At 56.3% G+C, this 21,406-nt stretch carries 19 protein-coding genes; 11 read left to right on the top strand and 8 right to left on the bottom strand.

The window, feature by feature from the left end; all coding sequences use genetic code 11:
• Positions 1 to 55 precede the first annotated feature (55 nt).
• Both ACQYWX_RS29565 and ACQYWX_RS29560 read left to right on the top strand, forming a co-directional pair.
• The gene (locus ACQYWX_RS29565; RefSeq protein ID WP_431687298.1) at positions 56 to 961 is read left to right on the top strand and encodes a DUF4349 domain-containing protein; all 906 of its coding nucleotides are present in this window, start codon (positions 56 to 58) and stop codon (positions 959 to 961) included.
• 174 nt (positions 962 to 1,135) lie between these two features.
• Positions 1,136 to 2,764: a glycosyl hydrolase family 8 gene (locus ACQYWX_RS29560; protein WP_431687297.1), complete on the top strand. Its 1,629-nt coding sequence runs from the start codon at positions 1,136 to 1,138 to the stop codon at positions 2,762 to 2,764.
• A 15-nt stretch (positions 2,765 to 2,779) separates the two neighbouring features.
• On the opposite strand, the gene ACQYWX_RS29555 is transcribed toward ACQYWX_RS29560, so the two are convergent.
• Positions 2,780 to 5,908 carry a transglycosylase domain-containing protein gene (locus tag ACQYWX_RS29555; RefSeq protein WP_431687296.1) on the bottom strand — a complete coding sequence of 1,043 codons (3,129 nt, stop codon included), beginning with the start codon at positions 5,906 to 5,908 and terminating at the stop codon, positions 2,780 to 2,782.
• Positions 5,909 to 6,356: 448 nt separating this feature from the next.
• Between ACQYWX_RS29555 and ACQYWX_RS29550 the strand changes: the two genes are divergently transcribed.
• From ACQYWX_RS29550 to ACQYWX_RS29540, 3 genes are all read left to right on the top strand, one after another.
• Complete coding sequence (locus ACQYWX_RS29550) at positions 6,357 to 7,520, top strand: hypothetical protein (protein ID WP_431687295.1); 1,164 nt, start codon at positions 6,357 to 6,359, stop codon at positions 7,518 to 7,520.
• Positions 7,514 to 8,254, top strand: a complete 741-nt coding sequence (locus ACQYWX_RS29545; protein ID WP_431687294.1) for a hypothetical protein — start codon at positions 7,514 to 7,516, stop codon at positions 8,252 to 8,254. The genes ACQYWX_RS29550 and ACQYWX_RS29545 overlap by 7 nt, the downstream gene beginning before the upstream one ends.
• Before the next feature lie 163 nt (positions 8,255 to 8,417).
• A complete protein-coding gene (locus ACQYWX_RS29540; protein WP_431687293.1) occupies positions 8,418 to 9,185 on the top strand; it encodes a hypothetical protein in 768 nt (255 codons plus the stop codon).
• A 99-nt stretch (positions 9,186 to 9,284) separates the two neighbouring features.
• Here ACQYWX_RS29540 and ACQYWX_RS29535 read toward each other — a convergent pair whose 3' ends face one another.
• Positions 9,285 to 10,160, bottom strand: a complete 876-nt coding sequence (locus ACQYWX_RS29535; protein WP_279501101.1) for a LysR family transcriptional regulator — start codon at positions 10,158 to 10,160, stop codon at positions 9,285 to 9,287.
• A gap of 113 nt (positions 10,161 to 10,273) precedes the next feature.
• On the opposite strand from ACQYWX_RS29535, the gene ACQYWX_RS29530 reads away from it, so the two are divergent.
• The 3 genes from ACQYWX_RS29530 (at position 10,274) to ACQYWX_RS29520 (ending at position 14,029) form a co-directional block, all read left to right on the top strand.
• The gene (locus ACQYWX_RS29530) at positions 10,274 to 11,479 is read left to right on the top strand and encodes an MFS transporter (RefSeq protein WP_279501103.1); all 1,206 of its coding nucleotides are present in this window, start codon (positions 10,274 to 10,276) and stop codon (positions 11,477 to 11,479) included.
• Positions 11,480 to 11,544: 65 nt separating this feature from the next.
• A complete protein-coding gene (locus ACQYWX_RS29525) occupies positions 11,545 to 12,420 on the top strand; it encodes a substrate-binding periplasmic protein (RefSeq protein ID WP_216736011.1) in 876 nt (291 codons plus the stop codon).
• 274 nt (positions 12,421 to 12,694) lie between these two features.
• Positions 12,695 to 14,029, top strand: a complete 1,335-nt coding sequence (locus ACQYWX_RS29520) for a reverse transcriptase family protein (RefSeq protein ID WP_431687292.1) — start codon at positions 12,695 to 12,697, stop codon at positions 14,027 to 14,029.
• A 22-nt stretch (positions 14,030 to 14,051) separates the two neighbouring features.
• Here the strand turns inward: ACQYWX_RS29520 and ACQYWX_RS29515 are convergent, their stop codons facing one another.
• Together ACQYWX_RS29515 and ACQYWX_RS29510 are read right to left on the bottom strand one after the other, a co-directional pair.
• Positions 14,052 to 14,417, bottom strand: a complete 366-nt coding sequence (locus ACQYWX_RS29515; protein WP_431687291.1) for a thiol-disulfide oxidoreductase DCC family protein — start codon at positions 14,415 to 14,417, stop codon at positions 14,052 to 14,054.
• Between the two features lie 20 nt (positions 14,418 to 14,437).
• Positions 14,438 to 14,887 (bottom strand): TerB family tellurite resistance protein, encoded by a 450-nt coding sequence (locus tag ACQYWX_RS29510; RefSeq protein WP_216736014.1) that lies wholly within the window; start codon positions 14,885 to 14,887, stop codon positions 14,438 to 14,440.
• 116 nt (positions 14,888 to 15,003) lie between these two features.
• Between ACQYWX_RS29510 and ACQYWX_RS29505 the strand changes: the two genes are divergently transcribed.
• Positions 15,004 to 15,939: a hypothetical protein gene (locus ACQYWX_RS29505; RefSeq protein ID WP_431687290.1), complete on the top strand. Its 936-nt coding sequence runs from the start codon at positions 15,004 to 15,006 to the stop codon at positions 15,937 to 15,939.
• A gap of 6 nt (positions 15,940 to 15,945) precedes the next feature.
• Here ACQYWX_RS29505 and ACQYWX_RS29500 read toward each other — a convergent pair whose 3' ends face one another.
• From ACQYWX_RS29500 to ACQYWX_RS29485, 4 genes are read right to left on the bottom strand one after another with little or no spacing between them, the layout of a single operon-like run.
• On the bottom strand, positions 15,946 to 16,416 hold the full coding sequence (locus ACQYWX_RS29500; protein ID WP_431687289.1) for a DUF411 domain-containing protein: 471 nt from the start codon (positions 16,414 to 16,416) through the stop codon (positions 15,946 to 15,948).
• 39 nt (positions 16,417 to 16,455) lie between these two features.
• The gene (locus ACQYWX_RS29495) at positions 16,456 to 16,815 is read right to left on the bottom strand and encodes a cupredoxin domain-containing protein (protein ID WP_431687288.1); all 360 of its coding nucleotides are present in this window, start codon (positions 16,813 to 16,815) and stop codon (positions 16,456 to 16,458) included.
• On the bottom strand, positions 16,812 to 19,424 hold the full coding sequence (locus tag ACQYWX_RS29490) for a heavy metal translocating P-type ATPase (protein WP_431687287.1): 2,613 nt from the start codon (positions 19,422 to 19,424) through the stop codon (positions 16,812 to 16,814). Before ACQYWX_RS29490 ends, ACQYWX_RS29495 begins: the two co-directional genes overlap by 4 nt.
• A 27-nt stretch (positions 19,425 to 19,451) precedes the next feature.
• A complete protein-coding gene (locus ACQYWX_RS29485; RefSeq protein WP_216736019.1) occupies positions 19,452 to 19,883 on the bottom strand; it encodes a MerR family transcriptional regulator in 432 nt (143 codons plus the stop codon).
• A 182-nt stretch (positions 19,884 to 20,065) separates the two neighbouring features.
• Here ACQYWX_RS29485 and ACQYWX_RS29480 point away from each other — a divergent pair, with 182 nt between their 5' ends.
• On the top strand, positions 20,066 to 20,431 hold the full coding sequence (locus tag ACQYWX_RS29480) for a winged helix-turn-helix transcriptional regulator (protein ID WP_431687286.1): 366 nt from the start codon (positions 20,066 to 20,068) through the stop codon (positions 20,429 to 20,431).
• A 247-nt stretch (positions 20,432 to 20,678) separates the two neighbouring features.
• Positions 20,679 to 21,194, top strand: a complete 516-nt coding sequence (locus ACQYWX_RS29475) for a lactoylglutathione lyase family protein (protein ID WP_431687285.1) — start codon at positions 20,679 to 20,681, stop codon at positions 21,192 to 21,194.
• Positions 21,195 to 21,406: the final 212 nt, after the last annotated feature.

The raw sequence follows: 21,406 nt of genomic DNA, 5'->3' as shown, positions 1-21,406 counted from the left end.
TCCTTAAGATAACCGCGGCCGTTAAGATTCAAACATCAGGGAGGATTCGGTTATCGTGAAACGCCACGTCCTCCCTGCTGCTCAGGCAGGCGCCGCAATCAGCGCTATTCGCCTGTCCGGCCTCTGTTTTCGTCCGTCATCCCTGTTCCAGAAGGAAATGATTTCCATGCAGAAACCGATTTTGCGCCGCTTTATGTGGGCGATACTCATGCTGACCCTGGCCGCCTGTAGCCCCACCGATTACCCGGGGCGGATGCAAGGCGATGCGTCTTTACGGGCGGAGTCCGCGCAGCGTGAATCCAACCCCTACCTGGCTTATGAACACTCTGTTCGCGCGCGCTTGCAGGAAGACAAGATCGCCGCCACGCACCAGCAAATCATGGACGCCTGCGCGGCGGACCGGGAAAACCACTGCACGCTGCTCGACGCCGATCTGAACCGGGAATACGCTCGCGCCAGTCTGCGTTTGCGCATCAAACCCGCCGGCGTGAAGCCGATTCTGCAACAACTGGCGCAGGCGGGAGATGTGACGCAGGTGAATACCCATGTGGAGGATCTGGCTGCGTCCATCGTTGATGCGGAAAAGCAGGTGGAGATGCTGACCAGTTACCGGGACCGCCTGCTGGAACTGGAGAAGCGTTCCGCCGACAACATCGATTCACTGATCAAAATCGCCTCGCAACTGGCGCAAACTCAGGCGGAGCTGGAGCAGGCCATGGGCGATAACGCCTATCTGCTGCAGCGGGTGAACATGGATATCCTCAACATCTCCTTCGACGCGGAGCACAATGAGTCGTTTTGGAACCCTATCAGTCGCTCGCTGTCCTCATTCTCGGAAGACCTGTCGGAAGCCATCTCGGAAGTTATCACCGCCTTCGCCTATCTGCTGCCATGGCTGGTGATGCTGAGCCTTCTGTTCTTCCCTCTGCGGTTTATCTGGCGCAAGTTGCGTCGGCGTTAGCCGGGCGGAGAAGTCGCGTTCAGTTCAATTTTGGCGCTCTTTATTGCAAGAGCGCCTACTCCAAATCCCCTGTCGGAATACGCCGGTATTTACTCCATTCGGGTGATCGTTTGGGAACGATTCCCATCCTAGACTCGGGCGACAACCTGAAAAAACGAGTAAAGGAAGCGGACCATGATGCCTGATACATTTCGAATCGCGCCTTTGGCGGCGCGGGTGATTCTTCTCTCTGGATTAGCCTTGAGCGCGCAGACGGCGCTCGCCGGTTGCGCGGACTCGACGGCGAAAACAACCATCGCTGTGGCGGATGTGGTTTGTCAGGAATCTCGGGCGCAGCAGGCGCAGGCGTCGCGGCCTTTTCCTCAGGCGCTTGAGTTCGCCGGCAAAATCAAACCGGATCATGTGTCTCAGGCGCAAATGAACGCCAAGGTCGCCCAGTTCTACGATTATTGGAAAAGCGCTTACGTGAAACCGTCCAACGGCAATACGCCCGGCGGCGGCTATTACGTCAACATGAAAGGAACCGGCGGCGACGGTAATGAGATCACCACCTCGGAGGCTCATGGCTACGGCATGATGCTGTTTGCTCTCATGGCTGGACATGACAGCGACGCGAAGCAGTACTTCGACGGTATGTACAACATGTACGACAAGCATCGCTCCACGCTCAACAACCATTTGATGTCATGGGTCATCGACGCCAGCGAAAACACAAGTAAGGATTCCGATTCCGCCTCCGACGGCGATATGGACATCGCCTATGCGCTATTGCTGGCGCATTATCAGTGGGGCTCCGATGGCGCCATCAATTACCTGCAACAGGCGAAGCGCATCATTAATAACGGTCTGAAAGGCGATGACGTGCACCGTTCTTCCAAGCGCACCATGCTGGGGGATTGGGATGACGACCAGTGGACTACCCGCTCCTCCGACTGGATGACGGATCACATGCACGCTTATCAGCAGGCCACTGGCGACGCATTCTGGGGCGAGGCGGCGGACACCGCCTATGGCGTCATCGACAAGATGACCCAAAACCACGCCAGCGCCACCGGATTGATGTCGGACTTTGTTATCGACAGCAATCCCCGGCCGGCGCCGCCGAATTTCCTGGAGGCGGACACGGACGACGACTTCTCCTGGAACGCCTGTCGCTATCCTTTGCGTATCGCCATTGACGCAGCGCATTTCGGCGACGCGCGCGCCAGCGCCGCCATGAGCAAACTGATGCAATGGGCGGTCAACGCTACGGGTGGCGATCCCGGCGGCGTCATGGCCGGCTACAAGCTTAATGGCGAGCCTTTAGTGGGCTATTCCGCCATGGCGTTCACCGCGCCAATGGTGGCGGCGGCTTCAGTCACTGGGCATCAGAGCTTCCTCAATCAGGGTTGGGATCTGATCAGCGGCAATCGCTCCGACTATTACTCCGACTCCATCAATCTGCTGTCCATGCTGTTTATCTCCGGCAACTGGTGGTCGCCGGTAGAGGGCGGCGGTGATGACGGTGACGATAATGGTGGGGACGATGGCGGCGATGGCGGCGATCAGGACAACCCTGCGCAAACCACTTTGCGTAAGACTGATGACTGGGGCGATGGCTACTGCGCAGATGTACGCGTCCTCAACGCCAGCGATAGCGATCTGGTCTGGTCCGTGTCCGTTCCCATCGAAGGACAGGTCTACACCGCCTGGAGCGCGAACTGGAGCCAGCAAGGCAATGCGCTGAACGCTTCCGGGGTGCACTGGAACCGGGAGTTGGGGCCACGGGAAAGCACGGAGTTTGGTTTCTGCGCCAATCGCTGAGCGATCACCCGGAGGCTATAGCGGCGGAAGCATATCCACTTCCGCCTGCGCCAGCTCCTGATGCGGCTTGACGGTGTCAATGCACAGGGTCACGTCGCCGGGGGTGAGGTAGGGCTCCAGAATCGGCGCCATGCCGCGTAATACCTGCACAGGCAGCGCGGAGGTGAAATGGAAGTCGCTGGAGGCTTTGCCCGGCACATAGGCGGTAAGCGCGCCGAAATGGTTGCTTCCCAGATAGAACACAAAGGTGGCGGTGCGATTGAGCGCCGTGCCGCCGCTGCGACGCCCGTTATCGGAGATATTGAAGATACGGTTGTCGCCTGTACCGGTCTTGCCGCCCAACGCCAGCATGCGTCCATCGGGCAGTACGAAACCGCCTTGCAGGCGCCGCGCCGTACCAGCCTCAACCACGTCTGACAACGCGTCTCTCAATGCCGCCGCCACATACGGGTCCATGACCCGGTCGGCAGTGGTGCGATAGTGCCGCAATTTCACTTCATAAGGCGTCTCCGCAGCGAAATGCAACTGATCCAGGCGGAAGGTGGGCAGGCGCAGGCCATCGTTGAGGATGATGCCCATCAACTCCGCCAGGGCGGCGGGACGGTCGCCGGAACTGCCCAGAGCGGAGGCCAGCGAGGGCACAAGATGGTCGAAAGGATAGCCCAGACGACGCCAGCGCTGATGCAGGTTGGCGAAAGCCTCTACTTCGAGCATGGTTCGGATACGGGAGTCCTGCGCATTCTTGGCGCGGGTGCGGAACAGCCAGCCATACACTTCCTGGCGACGTTCGCGACTGGCGGCGGACAGTTCAGCGAACTCCGCCTGCGGATGTTTCTGTAAATACGCTAGCAACCACAACTCCAACGGATGCGCTTCGGCGATATAGGCTTGATCCGGCAGGCTGAAAGCGCCGGGGGCATAGCGTACGAACAATTCTTCCATGCGTTCGTCGCTGATTCTGTCATGGGGCAGTCGCTGCGTCAGAAAAGTCTCGAAGGTGCGCAGATCCGAATAGGGGAAGATATAGCGATGCGCCGCCGCCAGCCGCACCGGATTCAGGCGCAGACGGTCCAGAAATATATCCAGTTGCTCCTCGCTGCTTTTACCCTGATAGGCGCTCCAGAAACGTTGCAGGAAGATCAGCCCCTCGCGGTCGGCGAAGCGCGCCAGATATTCATGGCGACGGGGATCGTTGGGGTCTCCCAGTAATTGCCGGTTGTCCTGCTGGTTGGCGTTGATCTCATGGCGCACCAGATCCTGCAACAAGCGCACGAAGGGCAGGTTGATGGACTCGCGCAGGGACTCTCGCACAGTGGGAAAGCGATGATTGTCCTGACTGCTGAAATTGCGGAAGGTATGAACCCCGCCGCCTGTGAAGAATATCTCTTCTGGATTGGCGGAATAACGTCTGTCCAGCGCCGCCTGCAGCATGGGCGGCAGGGATTTGTCCTCCGCCTGGATTAGATACTCCAACGCCCAGGCGGTGATGGGATCATGTGACGTCTTGGCGGTGCGACGCAGGACTTCTTCGTCCTCGGCGGCGTAAGTCAGATGCAACGTGGCGACTAATTCCAGATAGCTGGCCAGCACCCGCAGTTTGGCGGTGGAGCCCAGCTCCAGCTTGCTGCCCTCGTTGATGTCGAAGGGCTGTCCGGTGTTGTCGGTCTGCACCCGCACCCGGTTACCGGTGGCGGAGCGCTCGAACAGGGTGAAGCTGTAATACACCTCCCGCGCCTGCCCCTCGGACAGTAAACGCGGCCCTACCAGTCCAGTGGCTTTGGCGAATTCAGGGTCGCTCAGGCCGCGCAAATAGGCGGACACCTGACGTTGCAGGCTGCCCTGCAGGGTAGAGGAGGCAGTCAGATCGGTGCGATCCAGGTCGTACAGGGACAAATTGAACATCCGCGCCAGACGCAGGCGCGCCACATTGACGCCTTTGTCCGCATCCACCGGCGTCACCACGCGGGCTTCCGTAAAATCACGATAGCGCGTGCGTTGCCCCAGGGCGGCGTCCCGCAACGGCGCGCCAATCTCGCCGCCATTGGCCATCAGGCGCAGATAGCTGTCAGTGAGATTCTCCAGGTCGGCGCGGCCTTGCATCAGATAATAGGAAGGGCGTCGATGTGCGATCATCAGGGACAATATGCGGCGCAGCGTCTGCGCCTGCTTTTCCAGCAGCTCGCCTTCCGCGCCGTTCATGTTGAGGAGGTGATTGGCCTCAATAAAGTCCGCCCCAAACCAGACCCATAAACCATCGCCGACGCCGTGTACTTCGCCCTGACCGGGCGCGGCGGCCAGCGGGACCGTATTCAGGTAGGACAGCACCAGATCCTTGCGGGCGGACAGCGTTTCCGGCCCGGCCTGATAAGCGCGCACGCTGGCGGACAGCATTTGCAGCAGCTTGTCGCGGGGTGAGGAAGTCAGTCCTTCAGCGGAATGGCGATACTTTTCCATTTGCGTGGCCAGGGTACTGCCGCCCATAGAGGCGAAATCTCCGCCTAACGTGTTGCCGATGCGCACGACGGCGGCCTTGCTGAAGCGCCCCCAGTCCACCGCGGGATTAATCAGCGGGTGCTCTGTATCCAGCAGGTTGCGGTTCTCAATAAACAGCAACGTGCTCGCCACCAGCGGCGGCACGGATTCAAAGTCGTCATAAATCCGCTGTGGATAACGGTTGCGGTACATCACGTCCCCGCGACAGTCGAGAATATCCAGTCCCGCCTGTGACTTCTCCCGATAGGGCGGGAACAGGCCGTGGGAGGTGTACTCCATCAAGGCGGGAGAGAAACTGGCTTGGGATTTAACTTCCCAGCTTTGTTGATTCAGTTGCTGCAGAAAATCCGGCAGAGCGACATACCCCAAACGCTTATCAAACGGTCCCTGCTCCGGATAGCGCACCGCCTCCGCAGGCCCCGCAGTAAGGCTGTAGTTCAGTTGACCGGCGTAGCGCGAAAACAACCGCGCCTGAAAACGTGAAGTGTGACTTTCAAAGTAAAAAAGGAGAGTTCCCACGACCAGAATAAGCGCGGTAATGCGCAACAACACCCTCTTCAACCCCGCCCCTTGCTCATTTTCGACAAAAGAGGGCAGAGAATCCGGCTGGGATTCGGAATCAGGGAGATGAATATGCGAAAACACGCCCATCTTTGAACCGAACGCAAGTGCTGTTGCTGATTGTGACGACGACAAGGACTGTCATAGATCTGCGCCGTATTACTACTCCCCGGCGGGCCTACGCCTTCACTCTCAGTATAGTCCACCGCACCCCGGAGCGTGCGTGCGTTAAAGAAATTTTACGGATTGGGATATGGAGGTTGGTTGGGGTATTTCGGTGGAACTGCCCAAGCAGCTAATTGTGTGCGGCTATCTACTTTTTTGTTGTATCCCGATGCCAGTTTCCGAATGTAAATGGAACTGTGGAAAGTTCGATAAAGCTACTTTAGTCCGCTGGCATCACTAGGCATGGTTGAATTTTCATCGAACTATTCTAGGTTACACCCTGTCAGCCAATTGATCTCGGCCAAGTGGATGATGGCTTAGTTGGGGGAAATCGCTACCATTGTTCGTTTTATAGTCAGCTCAGGAAAGCGCCATGCAAGAAAGCAACATCCCCGAACACCACCAGCTAATCCCATTGGAAGATCCTACCAATGGCTGGGGGCCTCGCCAAAATACTACGGGAAAACGGCTCTTCATCACTAAAGAAGCCAATATCTTTCTAAGAAACCTTAACACCTACCAACAAACGGAAGTTTACCGGGCCATATCAAAGCTTGTTTCAGACGGTGGATATGGGCAGGCCAGCAGTGGCTTTACGTTAAAGCCAATGTTCATGCGCTCAAAAACCGACGGTATTGCGGCGGCGGGCAACCTTAATCTGGTTTACAGCGTCAACTCAGACAAGATCATAATTAGCGCTATCGGGATCAACGAAAAGGTAGTCGGTAGCAGGCGTTTTAGGTGGCAGGAAAAGCCTGGGTTGTACGAAATTCCAAGGGTATCTAATACTCGATATCATGAACATTCGGATAGTGCCGATGTACTGGCATTACCAAGGTCGTGGGGAGGTCCAACTCCTGTAGTGGAGGTCAAAACTGACCATGCTGCTGTGAATGGTATGCTTAATGACTTGGAAAAGGCCACTTGGTTAATGGGAGTGCATCTTGATACGGCTTACTGGGATGATCATTTTCAAGACTACACTCTATTTCATAATCCATCGCAAGGAGTGGTTCTGGACTTGTTTGAGTGTATGGAAGATAAAATAGGTTCATCTAAAGTCTGTAACCAATTGGTGGCGGTGTTATTGGATTGTCAAAGAAAAGGCCGCAAAATCAAGTGGGTTTGTCATAGCCAAGGAGGGATAATTTTTACTCGCGCAGTTGAAAAAATAAACAACATGGGAATACGCCTGGAAGGGCAGCAAGTAGCTGTCCACTCTGGCGGAAATAATAAGGACCGGGCGAAAGCTGCTTTTGCGCAAGCGGGAATCAAAGTTGTTGATATGGATAGAGATAGTCCATTTGATTTGGTCCCAAATCTTGCGGGGAATAATGATTGGTCATGGTCTACAACTAAGCGCTGTTTAAGATTTAGTTTATATGTGTTTGGTATCGGCGACCGCCCAATGCAGACCAGTCCGCATACCTTGCCGTATTTAAGTCAGGAATGCAGTATTAGACACTTACAGTTGTGCGGTCGCGATAGAGCGGCGGCTCGGGTTATTAAAGAACAGAGCAGGTTAAGTGGATGCTAAAAAATTTGCTAGCCCCTGCACTGACAGGAAAGGGGCCTGATTATTCTCATCTTTCTGAAAAAGAGTGCCGAATAGGCGACTATGTACTTGGATACAAGTTGCCAGGAAATCTTGGTCTGAAAGGTGTTAGAAGACCGAACTTTCCTTTAATGGTAAATCTCCAGCCAGAACTTTTTGACCAAACATCGTACAAGCAGGCGTTCAATAGGTCATATATTCAGGTTCAATGCGAGTCATGGGAGTACCGTGGGTTTATTCTTCAGGGAAATTTTGGACGTTTATGTAGTTTGGCGTTAAACATAGACGTTAATCGTGCTGAACCTCATACGACAATAAAGACAGGAAATTTAGAAAGTCTGAAAAGCTACTTAGAAAATGACTTTTCTCGTTACTATGAGTCAGAGGGCGGAATAAACTGGAAAGCTAGGCAAAAGTTTAAAGACGATGCCTTCACGAAAGGGGAAGTGCCAGATCACTATCTAGTAACCCTGCCTGAAAGCTATGATATCGAAAATATTAATGACGCTTCATGGCTGTCTTATCAGATAGGTCCAGAAGGTCGTGCGGGATACCGTTACACATATTATTGGGCGTATCCAGTAAGTGAAAATTTTTACCTTACTGTGTCTTTCTGGATGCTCTTTGAACATGGTGATATCAAGGAATTAAGACGAGAGCGTATGGTTGAAGATGCAGGCCGTATCATGTCCATGGTGGAGCTACGTAAAGAGTAATAACGGTTCCGGCCCCTCACCCAACCAGAACGCGTGTGGGGCTAGTTATTATTGATTTGCTCTTCTTCTGAAAAGTTAATGACTGCATAGACGATCGCCATAATTACAGTTGTGCGGTCGCGATAGAGCGGCGGCTCGAGTTATCAAAGAGCAGGTTAAGTGGATGCTAAAAAATTTGTTAGCCCCTGCACTGACAGGGAAGGGGCCGAACTTTTCAGAGCTGAACGTAAAGGAGTGCGTAATTGGTGACGACCAATTACGGTACAAGCTGCCGGGGAATACTATTGATGTTGGTATGCCTGACGCCCCAGTTCCATCTAGGCTTAATTTAAACGCAGACCTATTTGATTCGTATGACCCCAAGAATCTATATAACCATACTTTCGTTCAAATGGAGTTCGAGTGGTGGGCTTACAGAGGGCTTTTTTTACAGGGAGATTCTGGGCTGCTGAGCAAGATGAGCTTGCATATCGACGTTAACCGAATAAATCCCAATTCACCTCTTGGTGGAAGTGATCTCGAAAGTCTGGAGTCTTATCTGAGAGAGGACTATTGGAATTACTACGAAGCAGAAAAAAATATTGATGGAGTGCCGGGAAGCAACTGGCAGAAGCGATATGATTTTGATAACCCTGACGAGGTAAGAGCTAAGGGTTACATCCCTGTCAGGAGATTGGTGTTAGTACTGCTACCAGAAATCTACGTTAAGGAACGGATCAATGGTGTTGAGTGGTTACACTATAGCATTGATGGAGAGGGGATTGCTGGCGCCAATATTACATATTATTGGGCCTATCCATTGACCAATAATTATTACCTTACGTTTAGCTTTCGGACGACGACTGAATTAGGCCGTAATGAACAGAGATATCAGCGAATGCTTGAAGACGCTAAACGTATCATGTCCATGGTTGAGCTACGTAAAGAGTAACAACAGTACCGACCCCACACCCAATCAGAAGGTGTGCGGGGCTTTATTATTGATTTGCTTCTCTTTTGGGAAGTTAATGACTGCATAGACCATCTCTACTCAACGCCCACTATGCTCCAGCAAAAACTCCACAAAGGCCTGGTTTGCTCGGGAGAGGTAGCCGTTGCGGCGCCAGGCGATGCTGAGGTCGAGCCAGATGGGGGTATCGAAGGGGATGGTGACGAGGCTTTCGTTTTCTTCCACTACCATTCCCAGCAGGGTGGAGATGCCGAAGCCTTGTTTGATGATGGATTTGATCAGTGGCAGCAGGTTAGTTTCGAAACCGATGTTGGGGGTGACGCCTGCGGCTTTGGCGAGTCTGTCGACCACTTTGCGGTGAAAGTAGCCTTCCTTGAACATCACCAGTTCCTCCTGGAAAAACTGCTCCGGCGTAACGCTTTGCTGTTTGGCGAACGGGTGTTCCTGGGACACGGTCACCAGCATTTGCTCTCTTAGAAAAGAGCGAGCTTCCAACTCCTCCGGCACAAATTCCGCCACGATGACGCCCAGGTCCAGTTCTCCTTGCTCCAGCATTTGCTGCAAACGCCAGGTGCCGCCTTCGATGACCGACAGATTCAGGGTGGGATAACGATGGCGAAAAGCCATCAGAATAGGCGGGAAGTAAAAAGACCCCAACATACTGGGCACTCCCACGCGCACCTCGCCGCGGGTCAGGCCTTTCAACTCACTCATCTCCAGCGCGGCGTCGTCCGCGGCTCTCAGTATCTTTTCCGCATGGCGATACAGAATCGCACCCTCGTCCGTGAGAGAAATGCGGCGATCGTTACGGTGCAGCAGCGTTAACGTCAGCTCCGTCTCCAGTTTGCGCAACGCCATACTGACCGCCGGTTGCGCGACTCCGAGGGATTCGGCGGCGCGGGTGAAACTGCCGAGGCGGGCGACCTCGTAAAAGTAACGCAGGCTTTTAATATCCATAAGTAATCGTTATTAACTGTATAAGCAGCATATATTTTATTGATGATAACTGTAGCTCTATAGTGATCCTGCATCCAGCTTCATTTCAGGAAAGGCGGTTGAGGGGCAGTAGCATGATCGAATCAGGCGGCAGACAATTCTGGTTGGCGACATTGGCGCTGTGTATCGGCTCCTTCATGACGTTCGCCAATGTCTACATCACCCAGCCACTGCTGCCGATGATCGCCGACGCTTTCGACCTGACCGTGTTGGAAGCCAACGGCAGCTTCACCATCACCACGCTGATGCTGGGTTTGTCGCTGCTCATATACGGGCCGCTTTCCGACGCCGTTGGCCGCAAGCCCATCATGCTTATTTCACTGGTCGGCGCTACAGCGTGCACCTTGTTGCTGACGCAGGTTGAATCCTATTCCGCCCTGGTTGCGCTGCGCGCCGCTCAGGGCTTTTTCCTCGGCGGGCTACCGGCGGTGGCCATCGCCTACATGGGGGACGAGTTCTCGCCCAAGGCGCTGCTGTTCGCTGTGGGATTGTATATTGGCGGCAACAGTCTCGGCGGCATCGGCGGACGCCTGATAGGCGGTTTTGTGGGCGAAGCGTTTTCCTGGCGATCCGCCTTTGTGGCGATGACCATCGTCAGCGTTCTGTGTCTGATCGTGTTCGCTCTGATGTTGCCCAATTCCCGCGGCTTCACCCGTAAACCGCTGCGGCCGCGGCAGATGCTGGCGGACCTGGGTGGCCACCTGCGTAACCCGATATTGCTCACCTGCTACCTGATCGGCGGCCTGAATTTTTTCATCTTCATCAACCAGTACAGCTATATCATCTTCGTGCTGGAAGACGCCCCGTTTAACCTGTCCGCTCAGTATCTGGGGCTGCTGTTTCTGACCTATCTGGCCGGCACGGTGGGATCGTCTCTCTCCGGCAAGATCGCGTTAAAAGTCCCGCAGCCCCTGTGCATCGCTCTGGGAGTGGCCATTTTGATGAGCGGAACCCTGCTGACTTTGGCGCAAACGCTGCCGACGATTATTGCGGGACTGCTGATTAACAGCTTCGGTTTTTTCCTGGCGCATTCCTCCGCCAGCAGCCTGGTCAATCGCAGCGCCCGCGGGGCCAAAGCCAGCGCATCTTCTCTGTATCTGGTGTTTTATTACCTTGGGGCCAGCAGCGGCGGTTTCTATCTGCATCCGTTCTGGAGCGCCATGGGCTGGGATGGAGTGGTGCTGGGCTCCATGCTGGTGCTGACCGGCGTATTGGGCGCCGCTATCTGGTTATATCGTCGGGAATGCGAACCAGTTGGAGAACCTGACGTCTGCGTGTGATGCCTTCCTCTTTTGTCTATGCTTAACTATGGGGATTTTTAGTCTAGCCGGACGGGGAAAAGTTTGTGCGTACATTACGTTGGGCGGTGGCGTCCGCGTTACTGTTGATGACGCTCGCGGTTGCAGCGGAAACCATAGTGGTGCGATACCCGCGACCTGAGGCGGATGTGGATAAGCGGACCGAGTATCCGCTGAAGCTGCTTGAGCTCGCCTTTCAGAAAATGAAAGTCGACTACAGTCTGGTTCCCACCGATCAGTTGATGAATCAGGGGCGCGCTTTGCAACTGTTGCGTTCCGGCTCTAATCTGGATGTGGTCTGGAGTATGACTTCCGACGAGCGCGAAAAGGAATTGCTGCCAGTGCGCATCCCCATCTACAAAGGCCTGATCGGCTGGCGCATCTTTCTGATCAATGAAAGCGACGTGGAGCGCCTCAGCCGTCCCATGACCGCGCAGGACATGAAACAGTTTCTGATGGTGCAGGGCCACGACTGGCCGGACGCCAAAATCCTGCAGATGAACGGCTACAAAGTGCTGGGCACGCCCAACTACGAAACCATCTTCGATATGCTGGCGCGCCGCCGCGTGGATCTGTTTCCCCGCTCTATCGTGGAAATTTGGGCGGAGCTGGAGAACCATCGGGAAATGGGGCTGGCCATTGAACAGACCAAGCTACTGCGCTATCCCACCGCCTTCTATTACTTCGTCGCCCCGGATAACAAGGAACTGGAGGCGCTGATCGAAGAAGGTCTGTTGCGCGCCCTGGCGGACGGCTCCTTCGACGATATGTTTTTCTACTACCACGGCGAACTGCTGAATAAAGCCAAGCTGGCGCACCGTGAAGTGTACATGCTGACCAACCCTATCCTGCCTGAAAGAACCCCTCTGCATCGCGAAGGACTCTGGTATCAAGGTTACGAGGACTCGCCACGGGTGCGTTGATCCCCCTAGCGTCGCGCTTCCAGCGTTGACAAGGGCGTTTGTTGTCCTCTACCTTGCTCTGCGACGACGCTTCAAGCGAGCGTGATCCGAAACCGGCGCGACCGGGCCTGATCCGTTGCTCCGGGGCTACCCCGGGGTTACATGTTGACTGAACATATCGCCGTCGATACCGCCCTACGCCAAGGCGTAGAACGGTATCGACCACGGGAGGAGGGTTGGAGCGTCGTCCTCTTTCCCTTTTTAGCGTCCAATACTCTCCAGGGATTTTTTGGCGATGAGATATGACCGCTGGTTGGCCGCCCGCCTCGCCGACGCATACCAATCCGGCCCGCCGATAACGCGGGAAATGAATCAACGCGCCGCTCTGTCCCTGGCGCAACACCCTGGCTGGCTTTCGCCGTTGACGCGCCGAATGCGGGCGCGGTTCCATCAGGCCTGGAGAACTACCTCCGCCCATACTCTGACGGAAGCCATTCTGGCTGACCGGGGCTTTCAGCGGGGGCTTGCCTTATCTTCCGACCCGGTTCAGGTGCGGCATATATTTTTGCCGTCGCCTCAGGAGCTGCCGCCAGACTCTCCGGCGGCGCAATGGGGATTGCCGGCGTTGCGTTGCGCTGGCGACCTGCTGGACTGGCTGCATTTGACCCCGGAGGATCTGAACTGGCTGACGCAGGCCCGAGGGGAGCCGTGTAAGGCGTCATCCAGATTGGGACATTACTGTTATCGCAGGCTGGATAAACCCCGTGGCGGCGCCAGATTGCTGGAAGCCCCTAAACCCTGGTTGAAGACGGTGCAGCGGCGTATCCATCAGGAGATTCTCGCTCTGCTGCCTCTGCACGACGCTGTTCATGGTTTTCGTGCAGAGCGCTCCAGCCTGACTCACGCCCGCGTCCATATCGGACAGCCATTGTTGCTTAAGTTTGACCTCAAGGACTTCTTTCCGTCGGTGACTTATGCGCAGATTTATCGCGCATTCCGGCGGCTGGGATATGGTCATCAGGTCGCGCGCCTGCTCAGTAAGCTGTGCTCTCATGTCACGCCCAACGAGATACTTCGCCATCCGGCGGCGCGTCATCTTGAACGCGGCGATGAACTATTCCGCCGTGCGCACTTGCCTCAGGGCGCGCCTACCTCACCGGCGCTCGCCAACCTCGCCGCCGTTCACCTGGATCGGCGCCTGAGTGCGCTGGCTGACAGTATGGGGCGGCGTTACAGTCGATACGCCGATGATTTCGTTTTATCGGGGCCGACTATGAGTCCCGGCGCGATAGAGCGCTTACAAGCTTTGGTCGGCGCTATCGCATTGGAAGAAGGCTTCGTTTTGAACACGCGCAAAAGCGCGGTGATCGGGCAGGGTGCGCGTCAGCAGGTGGGAGGCGTGGTGGTGAACGCCAAGGCCAATATTCCGCGCAAGGACTACGATGCACTGAAAGCAGTGCTGCATAACTGCGTGCGTTTCGGTCCCGTTGGACAGAACCACCAGAGCCACGAAGACTGGGCTGCGCACTTGAGGGGGCGCATTGCGTATATGGCGGGAATCAATCCAGAAAAAGGGCGCAAGTTGCTGGCGTTGTATCAGCGTATTGTCTGGCCGCAGGAATCCGTCTGAGCGTCATCGCTAAAGCCGAACTTTAAAAGCGTCCGCTTTTCTGCAGGCGTTGCATGACGCTGCGGCGATACCAGCGGGACAACCAGCCTTTCAAGCCGGGCAAGCTCAACAGCCAGGCCAGGGGACGCAGCAGCAAAGTACGGCGCATAAGCAGGATATAGGCGTCCAGTTCCCGATGAACATCGCCGTTTTCATCGCGTACGTGCAGCTCTGTCAAGGCGGCGTGGGGATCGATGCCTTCGCGGCGCAGGTCGTCATCGCGGCCGGTGATGTCCAGCCAACACACATCGGCGGCGCGGTCCCCCGCCAGCTTTTCATAATTGCGACGGTCGCGGACGCAGCGGGGACAGGCGCCGTCGTAGTAAACCGTCAGTTTAGGTTGGGTCATTATTTCCCCTCCCATGCGGCTCAGGCTTGTTCTTGCGCCTCCAGTTTAGCGCGAATGAACTCGGCATGGGGCACATAGATCAGTTCCGCCGCCCGTCGTACGAAATGCTCCTCGTACTTGTCCAACTGGCCATCAGCGAAAGCCACGCGCCACAAGTTAAGAATGATGCTGTATTTATCCTGGGGCGAGCAGATTTCGTTGATGTGCGAGGTGAACTCATACAAAGAGGTGGCGCTCTCGGCTTCTTTGGCGGCGGCTTCCATCAGCTCGGTCAACTCGGCGCCGTCCACATTGAAGGCCTGCCGCACATACTTTTCCACCACCTGCAGCTCCGCGTTATCCACGTGCTGGTCGACTCTGGCCAGTTGTATCAACAGGGCCGCGGTGACCCGCTCCAACGCCGGTTGCTTGATCGGCATGCGCGCGTCAGCGGCCAGTTCCTGAAAGATCGCCTGTAACTTTTTCAGCATGAATACTCCCATGATATGATGTGGCGTTTATCGCCGTCGGGCGCTTTTCGACTTGCCCCTGACGGAATTCATACCATCATTAACTGATGGATACTCCGCTAACAACAGGCAAGGCTATGAGTTCAGGGATACTACGCGGAGCTGTCATCGTCGCGGCCATATCTATGATGTATGGTTGCGGAGGCGATGAATCAACCGCGCAGCCGCCGAAGATTCCGGAAAAAGGAATCGCGGCGCTGGTGCAGGCGAACTTACCCGCTTCCGGCGCGCAGGCGCAGGTGGGCGCGGTGATTTTCAAGGATAGCGTACGGCAGCCCCTGGTGGGCGGCGATGTGATTGTCGCCGAGAGCGCCATCGACAAGGTGCGCCTGAATGCGCTGGAAAACCTCAGCGGCGACTACCAGGGTCTCCTGGATGTGGCGTCCGAATTCGACACCGTTTATTTCAGCGTGGAATACGATGTGGCCGCGGCGCAGGACAAAAGCTGGTTCACCTCCGGCCTGCCTGATGTCAGCGCTCGCCCCGGCGAATTGGTGGGTCTGACCACTTCTATCGAATTCCCTCCCGCGATTCATTTGGCTTCACCCGCCGCGCAGATGGAATACGCCTCGCGTAGCGACCGTATTGCGTTACAGTGGGCGCCTCTGGGCGAAGACGATCAGATCCGTTACACCGTGCGCGGACGCTGCGACTATAGCAACGGCCGTCGGCAGTATTACACCCGCTCCGAAGTATTGGGACGGGAAGACGGCGCCGGTGCGACGGAAGGGTACGCGGAAATCAAAGTAGGGGACATCATCGCCTCACAGGACGGCGCAGAAAGTGGCTTCCTGGCCGATATGAGCGCGCGTCTGGTCGGCGCCGTAGTGGATGCGCTGACGTTTGGCTCTCCGGAAGTGGACATGCGCAACGGCGAGTTGCAGTCCTGTGAGTTTGATTTGTCGCTGTTGCGCGAACGTATTTCCACGCCCGCGCAGCCCTTCGACGGCGGGCGCATCATCGCCAGCCGCAGCGACACCGTGCGGCTGTATTATCACCCCATCGGCGAGTGACGCGGCTTATTCGTAGTGACTGTAGGGAACGGCTCCACCGTCCTTGCTCACCAGCAATACGTCAAACTTGGCTTTAACGCCGGGAACCTCCATGCCGGGCACATTTTCCCCGGCGGGCATTCCTGGAACGCTGAGACCTAAGGCGTCAGGCTTTTCCTGCAACAAACGCTGAATATCCGCCGCTGGCACGTGGCCCTCGATCAGATAACCATTGACGAATGCGGTGTGACAGGACGCGAGCTGCGGCGCCAATCCCGCCTGCTGCTTCACTGGCGACACATCACGGGTTTCATGCACAGTGACGTCAAATCCGGCGGCTTTGACGTGATCAACCCATACTTTGCAGCACCCGCAGGTGGGCGATTTGTAGACGGTCATTTCTTCCGCTGAGGCCTGCTGCGCGCCGGCGAATCCAGCGCTCAGCGCCAGCAGGACGCCGCTGAGGCGGCGCGGCAAGGTTGAGATATTTGAGATCATGATTGGCTCCTTGTGGCTCATGCTATTCATCGCTGGCGATCAGACAACTTTCAGTGATCCCTGGTACATGTTCATCTGACAGTTAAATTTATAGACGCCTTTTTCCTGCGCCTGAATGCGGATGTCCTTGGCGTGGCCGACCGGCAACTCCTCGCTGATATTCAGGCCGTCGAAAATCACCATGGCGGCGCAGGGGCTGGGGTCTTTGCGCAGGAAGCGCAAGGTGGCGCTTTCCCCAGCGGGTATTTCGATGTGATTGGGACTGTACACGCCGTCCGCCACCGTGATTTCGATGGCGCCGCCAGCGCTGCGCGCGGCGTTTTGCGGCCGCCACAACCAGAACCAATAAATCACAAAAGCGATAGCGCCCAGACCTAGCAGATTGACCAGAATACTCATGACGCTTTCTCCTCTTGTCGATGCTGCGCGTTGGCGGCGCTGCTTTTGAACAGGCGCAGGCGATTGGCGTTGCTGACCACCGTGACCGACGACATGGACATGGCGGCTCCGGCCAGCACAGGGCTCATCAGCACGCCGAGCAGGGGATACAGCAATCCGGCCGCCACAGGAATCCCCAGCGCGTTATAGATAAAAGCGCCGAACAGGTTCTGTTTGATATTGCGCACGGTGGCGCGGGAAACCTCAATGGCGTCGGCGAGACCATGCAGGGAGCCGCGCATCAGGGTGATGTCGGCGCTTTCAATCGCCACGTCCGTACCGGTGCCGATGGCGAAGCCTACGTCCGCCTCGGCCAGCGCCGGAGCGTCGTTGACGCCGTCGCCCACCATGCCCACCAGTTCACCCTGCGCGGCTTTATGGCGCAGGTCGCGAATCACGCGCGCTTTGTCTTCCGGCAACACCTCGGCGATAACTTCATCCACGCCCACCTGTTTGGCGATAGCCTCGGCGGAGCGTTTCACATCGCCGGTCAGCATGATGACGCGCAGGCCGCGTTCGCGCAGACGGGCGATGGCGTCGCGGGAGTCGGATTTGATCTTGTCCGCCACAGCGATGACCCCGGCCAGCGCGCCATCGGTCGCCATAAACAGCGGTGTGGCGGCCTGTTCCGCCAACTTATCCGCCGCTTCCTTGAGCGGGCTGGCGTCAATGTGATTGGTCTCCATCCAGCGGCGATTGCCAAGCAGCACGGTGACGCCATCAATCACCCCGGTCACGCCTTGACCGGATTCGCTATGGAAGTCGACGGGATCGCTCAAGGTCAGGGACTGTTCGCGAGCGGATTCCACAATCGCCATGCCCAGAGGGTGCTCGGAGGCTTTCTCCAGACTGGCGGCGAGACGCAATAGTTCAGTTTGATCGCGTCCGTCGACCGCCTGAATCTCCAGCACGGAAGGCTTGCCCTCGGTGATAGTGCCGGTTTTGTCCAGCACCAGGGTGGCCAGCTCGCCCGCCTGCTGCAGGGCTCCGCCGTTGCGGATCAGTACGCCGGCCTCCGCAGCCTTGCCGACGCCGACCATCACCGACATGGGCGTCGCCAGCCCAAGAGCGCAGGGACAGGCGATGATCAGCACGGTGGTCGCCGCCACCAGCATATGCGCGATCCGGGGATCGGGGCCGAAGTTATACCAGGCAAGGGCGGCGATGACGGCGATGATCAGCACCACCGGAACGAACACGGCGGAAATCTTGTCCGCCAGTCGTCCCAGCGGGGGTTTGGCGTTCTGAGCTTTTTTCACCATGGCGATGATTTGCGCCAACGCCGTGTCTTTGCCGACTTTCACCGCGACATAGGTCATGGAGCCGGTTTTATTGAGCGCGCCGGCGGACACCTTATCCCCCTGTTTTTTCTCCACAGGAATCGGTTCGCCGGTCAGCATGGACTCGTCCACCAGACTTTTACCGTCGCGCACCTCGCCGTCCACTGCGATTTTTTCACCGGGACGCACGCGCAGGAGGTCGCCTTTACGGACGTTCTCAATGGGAATGTCTTTCTCGTCGCCGTCGCGAATGACGCGGGCGGTTTTGGGCTGCAAGTCCAGCAGTCGTTTTATGGCCTGGGAGGTTTTACCGCGGGCGCGCACTTCCAGCGCCAGACCCAGGTTGATCAAGCCAATGATCATGGCGGAGGCCTCAAAGTAGACATGCCGCGCCATTTCCGGCACAGCCTGGGGTAAAGCCGCCACCGCCATGGAGTACAGCCAGGCGGCGCCGGTGCCGGTGGCGATCAGCGTGTCCATATTGGCCGAATGATTCTTGAAGGCTTTCCAGGCGCCGGTGTAGAAGTGGCCGCCGGATTTCGCCATCACTCCCAAGGTGATCAGGCCGACCGCCAACCAGGCGAACTGGCTGAGACCCGTCTGCACCATCATTTCCCCGCCTAACAGCCCCCAGGCCATCAAGGGGACGCCCAGGCCCAGGGCCAGCCACATATTTTGCAGCAACTGCTTGTAGTAGGCCTGCTCCGCCTTCTCCTTGGCTTCCTGATCAGCGGCGTCATCCGTCGCCGGGGTGGCGCCGTATCCGGCCTGCTCGACCGCCTGAATCAATGCGTCCGTATCGGCATCGCCTTCCACTGCAGCGGTGCGGTCGGCGAAGTTCATGGAGGCGCTGGCGACGCCGGGAACGTTCTGCAACGCCTGCTCGATTTTACTGACGCAGGCTGCGCACTTGGCTCCAGTGATATTTAATTGGATGACGCCAGCCTGACCTGTCGACGCTGGTGAAGCGTTTTGTTCCGGTGAGGCTTCCGGTTTCTCGGTGTTGAGTTCGCAATGGTCGTCAGCGGCGCCATCGTTATTCCGTTTGTTCTCTTTATCATGCTGATTCTCTTTCAGCTCCGCCGGATAGCCTAACTGGCGGATCGCCTCCAATGCGGCGGGAATATCCACGGCGGCGTCGATAGCGACGATTTGTTGTTGCAGATCCACCGACACCTTGTCTGTGTCGGTCAGAGGGGCCAGCGCGTGTTTGATTTTCTTCACGCAGCTTTGGCAACCGGCGCCTTGGATTGCGATAAGTGCGCCTTGTTCCGATAGTGTCTGGTTCATGTCAGCCTCCGTTATCAGAGCTTAGTCTTATACGTTGGATTCTTGTTCCCAATATTCGATCAGCCGGCAGATGGTGTGGCCGTTGGGGTCGCCGTCAGGCATGTGCTCCCAGGCGCTCATCGCCTCCTGCATACGGACTTTGAGCTGAGTGAGTTCGGCGATCTGGCGTTCCACTTCGGCGAACTTCTCTTCAAACAAGCGTCGCACCATCGGGCAGGGGGAGTGATGATCCTCCGCCTGAAGCATGATTTGATTGATCTCTTTGACGCTGAACCCTAATTGCCGCGCCTTTTTGGCGAAGATCAGCTTTTGCAGGTCGTCCCGATCATAGAGTTGGTAACCGTTGTCCGGATCGCGCCTGGGCTTCAAAAGACCCTGTTTGGTATAGAAGCGCACGGTGTCTGCGGTGACCCCGCTGCGTTTCGCCATCTCGCTGACTTTCAGTTGTAAACCCGTCATGTTCCGGCATCTCCCATTGTCTGCGTCGATGAATTTAAGCTTAGTGTAAAACCTGGGAGTAACACATAGGTCAAGGGGGAGTAGAAAATGATTGAAAAGAGACTGCCTTAGGAGGATGTGATCGCGCTAACCCTGTATTACCATTCGGATTTTGGTTACCGAGAGAGTTCGCCGAGGGACGCATGTATACCTGGAATGACAAACCCTATCGATGCCCGGTGGAGATCGCCTTTGCGGCGGTGGGCGGCAAATGGAAGTGCCTGATACTATGGCACCTGCATTTGGGCAAAATGCGATTCAAGGAACTGGAGCGTATCGTGCCGGGAGTGAGCCAGAAAATGCTGACGCAGCAGCTCAAGGAAATGGAGCGAGACGGACTCATCGTGAAGACGGTTTTCCCGGAAGTGCCCCCCAAGGTGGAGTATGAGTTGACGGAGCGTGGCCACAGCATCTTTCCCATTCTGGAGCAGATGCATGAATGGGCCATCGCGCAGTTCGACCTGAAAAAATCGGCGCAAACAGAGTCGCTCCCACCCATCTCCACTTAAGTCAGCAGGAGCGCGGGTTTAACGGCGATCCTGCCTGTTCTGTAAGTCGGAACCGCAGGCGGAAGAGAGGATGCTTACCAAAAAGTGCCTACTTGATCAGCCACTTAGCCATGCCTATGATGCTCTCAGATCGCAGTCGCTCTGCGATATAGTTAAGAGAAAAAGTTCGGCCGACTTGTTTTTCTGCTTCTCATTTCTATGTGAAATGCGCCTGCGGGCGCGAGCAATAAAACATTGAGGTCAACAGATGGAAAAAAGATATCCAAGAGCCTTTTCCCACATTGGGATATCCGTTCCCGATATCGCCAAAGCCCTGGAGTTTTATCAACAGGCGCTGGGCTGGTACGTCATCATGGACGTCACGGAGGTCAAGGAAGAAAAGGACACCGCGATTGGCGCCATGTGCATCGACGTATTCGGCGAAGGCTGGGGCTCCTTCAAAATCGCCCACCTGTCCACCAGCGACAGCATCGGAATAGAACTGTTCGAATTCCCGCAAAACAAAACGCCCCGCCACGAGTTCAACCCCTATCAGACTGGCGTGTTCCATTTCTGCGTACAGGACCCGGATGTGGAAGGGCTGGCTCAGCGCATCGTCGAACTGGGCGGCAAGCAAAGAATGCCGATCCGGGAATATTTTCCGGGTGAAAAGCCCTACAGAATGGTCTACATGGAAGACCCGTTCGGCAACATCGTGGAAATTTATTCGCATTCCTACGAGCTGCACTACGGCGCTGGAGCGTACCAGAATCAATCCGTGTAAAGGGCGACAGCCCCGCTGACACTGGGACTTTAGACCGGTTAATACCAGGTTTGGTTATTACCATACTTGGTTAATGCCAGGTTTAGTAAATACATAAGCGACGCGTTGCGCCGGTCGGTGGCGGAGCGCGTTGTCCTCACAGACTTATTTCTGCGTTGTAAGCAATTCATATCTTCAAACAAGCGCCTGCGTGGGTGCGCAGACAGGGGGAT

Source organism: Hahella sp. NBU794 (assembly GCF_050749805.1).
Classification (GTDB): Bacteria; Pseudomonadota; Gammaproteobacteria; order Pseudomonadales; family Oleiphilaceae; genus Hahella.
This window is presented reverse-complemented; position numbering and strand designations above follow the sequence as displayed.

Bases quoted from the DNA above. Each gene is read 5' to 3' on its own strand.
- ACQYWX_RS29500 (WP_431687289.1), bottom strand. From the start codon at position 16,416: ATGATCTCAAATATCTCAACCTTGCCGCGCCGCCTCAGCGGCGTCCTG.
- ACQYWX_RS29555 (WP_431687296.1), bottom strand. From the start codon at position 5,908: ATGGGCGTGTTTTCGCATATTCATCTCCCTGATTCCGAATCCCAGCCG.
- ACQYWX_RS29535 (WP_279501101.1), bottom strand. From the start codon at position 10,160: ATGGATATTAAAAGCCTGCGTTACTTTTACGAGGTCGCCCGCCTCGGC.
- ACQYWX_RS29480 (WP_431687286.1), top strand. From the start codon at position 20,066: ATGTATACCTGGAATGACAAACCCTATCGATGCCCGGTGGAGATCGCC.
- ACQYWX_RS29545 (WP_431687294.1), top strand. From the start codon at position 7,514: ATGCTAAAAAATTTGCTAGCCCCTGCACTGACAGGAAAGGGGCCTGAT.
- ACQYWX_RS29530 (WP_279501103.1), top strand. From the start codon at position 10,274: ATGATCGAATCAGGCGGCAGACAATTCTGGTTGGCGACATTGGCGCTG.
- ACQYWX_RS29510 (WP_216736014.1), bottom strand. From the start codon at position 14,887: ATGCTGAAAAAGTTACAGGCGATCTTTCAGGAACTGGCCGCTGACGCG.
- ACQYWX_RS29485 (WP_216736019.1), bottom strand. From the start codon at position 19,883: ATGACGGGTTTACAACTGAAAGTCAGCGAGATGGCGAAACGCAGCGGG.
- ACQYWX_RS29560 (WP_431687297.1), top strand. From the start codon at position 1,136: ATGATGCCTGATACATTTCGAATCGCGCCTTTGGCGGCGCGGGTGATT.
- ACQYWX_RS29490 (WP_431687287.1), bottom strand. From the start codon at position 19,424: ATGAACCAGACACTATCGGAACAAGGCGCACTTATCGCAATCCAAGGC.
- ACQYWX_RS29475 (WP_431687285.1), top strand. From the start codon at position 20,679: ATGGAAAAAAGATATCCAAGAGCCTTTTCCCACATTGGGATATCCGTT.
- ACQYWX_RS29550 (WP_431687295.1), top strand. From the start codon at position 6,357: ATGCAAGAAAGCAACATCCCCGAACACCACCAGCTAATCCCATTGGAA.
- ACQYWX_RS29495 (WP_431687288.1), bottom strand. From the start codon at position 16,815: ATGAGTATTCTGGTCAATCTGCTAGGTCTGGGCGCTATCGCTTTTGTG.
- ACQYWX_RS29520 (WP_431687292.1), top strand. From the start codon at position 12,695: ATGAGATATGACCGCTGGTTGGCCGCCCGCCTCGCCGACGCATACCAA.
- ACQYWX_RS29515 (WP_431687291.1), bottom strand. From the start codon at position 14,417: ATGACCCAACCTAAACTGACGGTTTACTACGACGGCGCCTGTCCCCGC.
- ACQYWX_RS29505 (WP_431687290.1), top strand. From the start codon at position 15,004: ATGAGTTCAGGGATACTACGCGGAGCTGTCATCGTCGCGGCCATATCT.
- ACQYWX_RS29540 (WP_431687293.1), top strand. From the start codon at position 8,418: ATGCTAAAAAATTTGTTAGCCCCTGCACTGACAGGGAAGGGGCCGAAC.